This window comes from Rhodococcus jostii NBRC 16295 (assembly GCF_001894825.1).
GTDB classification, from domain to species: domain Bacteria; phylum Actinomycetota; class Actinomycetes; order Mycobacteriales; family Mycobacteriaceae; genus Rhodococcus_F; species Rhodococcus_F jostii.
Genome location: NZ_BCWY01000183.1, coordinates 1 through 4,816 on the forward strand (window position 1 = coordinate 1; position 4,816 = coordinate 4,816).

The following is a 4,816-nucleotide window of genomic DNA, read 5'->3' on the forward strand; positions in this document are numbered from 1 at the left end:
GACACCCGCGGCCTCGGTGCCGGGAGCGACGGCGCCGGGCGCGGCCGCCTCGGCGGGGACACCGGACGTCGATGCCGCGCCCGGCGACGCGCTCGACGACTGCGAGGTGGTGGAACCCGAGCTGGACGCCGGTGCGACGTCGAAGACGGTGCCGAGCGACAGCCCGCCGGCGGCGAGCAGGGCGATGGCCGCGGCGGAGGCGGTGATGATCCCGGCCTTCTTCTTGCGGGACATCCCGGTGGGGACGGGTTCGGAGAGGGTCGGTGCTTGTGTGCGGGCGGCGAAGACGACGGTCTCGGCATCCGGCTCGACGTCGGGGGTGACGGCGGGCGCGGCTGTGGCCGGCGCCGCGGCGGGTACGACCACCGGCATGCGGGCGATCGTCGGGGCCGCGGCACGTCCCGCGTCGTGGTCGGCGGCGATCAGGGCTGCACCCAGGGCCGCGGTTTGTCCCGGACGTTCGGCCGCGACGACGGGAACCCGCAGTTCCGCCGACAGGAGTTCGGCGACCAGCGGGATCGAGGCGCTTCCGCCGGTGAGCACCACCTGGGTGATGTCGCTGGATTCGAGGCCGGCCGCGTGGATGGTCTCGCGGACCAGCGTCACCGAGTCCTGCAGCGGTTCGCGGATGAGGTCTTCGAGTTCCGAGCGCACCAGCCGCACGTCGGTGGAGATGCCGGGCAGTGCGATGGCGATGGTGGCTTCGGTGTCGGACGACAGCGCTTCCTTCGCCGCGGTGCAGCGGGTCCGCAGCCGGGTCAGCGCGGCGACGGTGTCGGGGGCGAACGGGTCGACGTCGCCGAACTCCTCGGCGACGTTGCCGAGGACGTACTGCATGGTGGCGTGGTCGAAGTGGGCGCCACCGAAGTCCTCGGACCGCACCGGCTTGCCGAGGACACCGGTCTCGGTGCCGTGGGCGTCCGAGCGGAACAGGGTGATGTCGAGGGAGGTGCCGCCGAGGTCGTAGATGACGGTCAGCGCGTCGCCGAGGGTGCCGCGGGTCCGTTCCAGCCACGTCATCACCGCCTGCGCCTCCGACACGAGGGTGGCGTCCGCGACGCCGGCCTGCTCGAGCGCGGTGGCGAGGACCCCGACCGTGTACGGCGGCCAGACGGTGGGGTGAGTGACGACGGTGGTCGGGAGGCCGTGCCTGCCCGACGCCGCTTCGTGCACGATGCAGCTCACGGCCGTGGCCACCAGGTCTTCACCGGAGTACGTCGAACCGTCGTCGGTGAGGATTCCGACCGGGTCGCCGACGCGGTTCGCGAAATCGGACACCGTTACCGCATCCGGTTCCTCGGCGTGGTCGCCGAGAAGGGGCGCACGATCGGGGGAGAGGTGGAGAACACTCGCGCGGGACAGCACGGTGAGGTCGGTGGCATCCGTCACGCCGGTCCCGTCCGTGTCGACGGCGGCCACCGTATTGACCGATCCGACACCGATGCCGAGCGCTGCAGCCATGTTCCACTCCTGTGGTCCGGGCGGGCGTCACGCCGCCGCCTGTGTCAGACGGACGATGCCGCCGTCGTGTGTGACGGCATCGCCGTCGGGTCACTCGAATTGTCGCGTGCGGTGGCCGTTTCGTTACGCCGATGCGCAGGTCGGCGGCAGTTACGGGGCCGATCCCCTAATGGCCCCCCATCCCCTAACGGTGGGGGCTCGATCCCCGATGGGAGATCCCCGATACCGGGGTCCCCGAGTAGGGGGCGCCGCCCCGTTGGGAAGGGGGCCGCCGATCCATAACGTGTATTTCACTCGCCGTCACAGCCGATGTGGTGGCCACCCGAACTCCCCGAACCTCGACTACAGGAGAGCTGCCATGGCTACCAACGCCGTCCTCGACTTCATCCTCGGCCTTCTTCGCGACGAGCAGGCTGCGGCTGCCTACTGCGCCAACCCGACCGACGCGCTGTGCGCAGCCGGCCTGCAGGGTGTGAGCCACGCGGACATCGTCGCCGTCGCTCCCCTGGTCGCGGAGTCGGGACTGTTCGCCGGCGGCGGGGCCGATCTGGCCGCGATCGTCAACGCCGGTGCGGATGTCGCCGGTGACGTCGCGGGCGGTATCGGAGCGGGTGTCGGTGGCGGCCTGGGCGCCGGTCTCGGTCTCGGCGGCGGTCTCGGCGGCGCCGTCGGTATCGGCGCGGGCGCCGGTCTCGGTCTCGGTGCCGGCCTGGGTGGCGACTTCGACTTCGCCGCGGAACTGGCAGCCGGCCTGAGCGCGGCGCTCGGTGCCGCTCTGGAGATCGGCGGCGAGATCGGCGCGGAGTTGGGTGCGGCTCTGGGTGCGGCCCTCGACGCGGCCCTTTCCCTCACCGGTGGTCTCGACCTCGGCGGCGCACTCGACATCGGCGCCGCGATCAGCGGTGCCCTCGGCGGGGTCCTCGGTCTGGGCGCCGACGTGACCGCGCAGCTCGCCACCACCCTCACCGCGGCGATCACCGCCCTGCCGGTGCTCGACGTGGCCGGTGGTCTCACCGGGATCCTCGCGCCGGCACTGTCGATCGGCGGCGACCTGGGCGCCGAGCTGGGTGCGGCTCTCGGTGCCGCCCTCGGCAGCGTCGTAGACCTCGGTGGCAGTGTGGACGGCGACATCCTCGCCGGACTCGGTGGCGGCCTGGATCTGGGCGGCGCGCTCGGAACGACCCTCGGCAGCGTGCTCGGCGTGGACGCCGGTCTCGGTGGCGCGCTGGGTGGTGCGCTCGACGCGGCGATCGGCGCGGGCGGCGGATTGGGCGCCACCCTCGAAGGCCTGCTCGGCGGGGAACTGCTCGGTGACGTCGCCGGTTCGCTCGGTGGGGTGCTCGGCACCGATCTCGGCGCGGTCCTCGGGGGCGCCCTCGGTGGTGTCCTCGGTGCGGGCGGCGACCTGAGCGCCGACCTCGGTGGCGCGCTCGGCGCGACCCTCGGTTCGATCGCCGATCTGGGCGGTGGACTGGACCTCGACGCGATCCTCGGTGCGGGCGGCAGCCTCGGCGGTGCGCTGAGCGGACTGCTCGGCGGCGAACTCGGAGTCGGTGGCGACCTCACGGCCGGTCTGGGGACCGCGCTGGACGCCGTGCTCGGTGCCGGCGGCGGACTCGACCTCGGCGCGGTTCTCGGTGCCGACGGTGACCTCGGTGGCGCGTTGAGCGGCATCCTCGGTGGTGTCCTCGGTGCGGGCGGCGACGTCAGCGGCGATCTCGGTGGAGCGCTGGGTGGTCTGCTCGGTGGCGCCCTGGATCTGGACGGCGGCCTGGGCGGCGCCCTGTCCGGCGCGCTCGACAGCGGACTGGGACTGGACGCCGCACTCGGCACCGTCCTCGGCGGCGCACTCGGCCTGGACGGTGGCCTGGCCACCGAACTGGGCACCACCCTCGACGCCGTGCTCGGCGCCGGCGGCGTGACGGACATCGACCTCGGCGGGCTGCTGGGCGGCGGGCTGGACCTCGGCGCCGGCCTCGGGCTGGGCGGCGACCTGGGTCTCGGCGGCGAACTGACGTCGGAGCTGACGACGGCGCTGAGCGGAGCCCTCGGACTGGGCGGCGAAGCCGGAGCGAACCTCGGAACTGTCCTGGGCGGCGCTCTGGAGAGCGGGCTCGGGCTGGCCGGTGTCCTCGACACCGGTGCCGACCTGGGCACCACGATCAGCGGCGCGCTCGGCGGAGTGCTCGGAGTCGACGGTGACGCCACCGCCGGTCTGGGTGCGGCGCTCGACGCCGTGCTCGGCGCGGACGGCGGGATCGACCTCGGCGGCGCGACCGACCTCGGTGGCCTGCTGGGCGGGGCGTTCGGTGCCGGAGGCGCCGCGGGCGCCGACCTCGGCGCGGCGCTCGGCGGAGTGCTCGGCGGTGCGCTGGAAACCGGCGGCGCCCTCGACCTCGACAGTGTTCTCGGCGCGGAGGGAAGCATCGGCAGCACCCTGGGCACCGCTCTCGGCGGCGTCCTCGGAGCCGACGGCGACCTCAGCGCGACCCTCGGTTCCGCGCTGGAGACTGCCCTGGAAGCGGGTGGTGGACTCGATCTCGACTCCGCTCTGGACGCCGACCTGGGCCTCGACGCCGCAGCCGGTGTGGGCGGCGCCCTGGACGGTGCGCTCGACGCGGGCACCGGACTCGCCGGTGGCCTGACGGGCGGCCTCGACGGCGCCCTGGGTGGACTGCTCGACGCCGGCAGTGAGCTGACGGGCAACGTGGGCGGCGCGGTCGGCGGCGGTGTCGCAGGTGGCGCCGACGCGGCGGCCGGCATCGGTGCCGGTGTCGCGGCGGGTGTCGGTGCGGTTGCCGACGCCGGTGCAGATCTGGGCGGCAGCCTCGGAACCAACCTGGTGGGCGGACTGGACACGGCGGGTGGCCTCGGCGCCGGTCTGACCAGCGGCCTCACCGGCGGGCTCGGTGGGATCTTCGAGACCGGTGCGGGCCTCGGCTCGGCCGTCACGGGCAGCGTCGGCGGTGCCGTCGACGCGGTGGGCGAGGCCGGCGCCTCGGTCGGCGCGGTCGCTGATGCCGGTGCGAGCGTGGACGCGAACCTCGGTGGCGCTCTGGACACGGCCGCCAACCTGGGCGGCACCGTCGGTGGCGCTCTGGACGCGGCCGCGAACGTCGGCGGCAGCCTCGGCGGCACGGTGGATGCCGCGGCCGGAATCGGCGGCGACGTCGCCGGTGGAATCGAGGGCAGCGTGGACAGCGCCGTCGACGCCACCGCCGGTCTGACGGGTGGCCTGGACGCCACCACCGACGCGGTCACCGACCTCGGCGCCGGACTGTCCGGTGGCGTGGGTGGCCTCGGATCGCTCGGCACCTCCGTCGGAGGCGCCCTCGACGGTGCGGTCGGCGGCGCG

2 protein-coding genes are annotated in these 4,816 nt (G+C 74.2%); one reads left to right on the forward strand and one right to left on the reverse strand.

From position 1 onward, the window contains the following. A partial coding sequence (locus RJ1_RS44375; protein ID WP_073371034.1) for an Hsp70 family protein occupies positions 1-1,461 on the reverse strand: 1,461 nt, incomplete at its 3' end. A 358-nt stretch (positions 1,462-1,819) separates the two neighbouring features. Here RJ1_RS44375 and RJ1_RS44380 point away from each other — a divergent pair. Continuing rightward, the coding region (locus RJ1_RS44380; RefSeq protein ID WP_073371037.1) for an IniB N-terminal domain-containing protein at positions 1,820-4,816 on the forward strand (2,997 nt) is incomplete at its 3' end.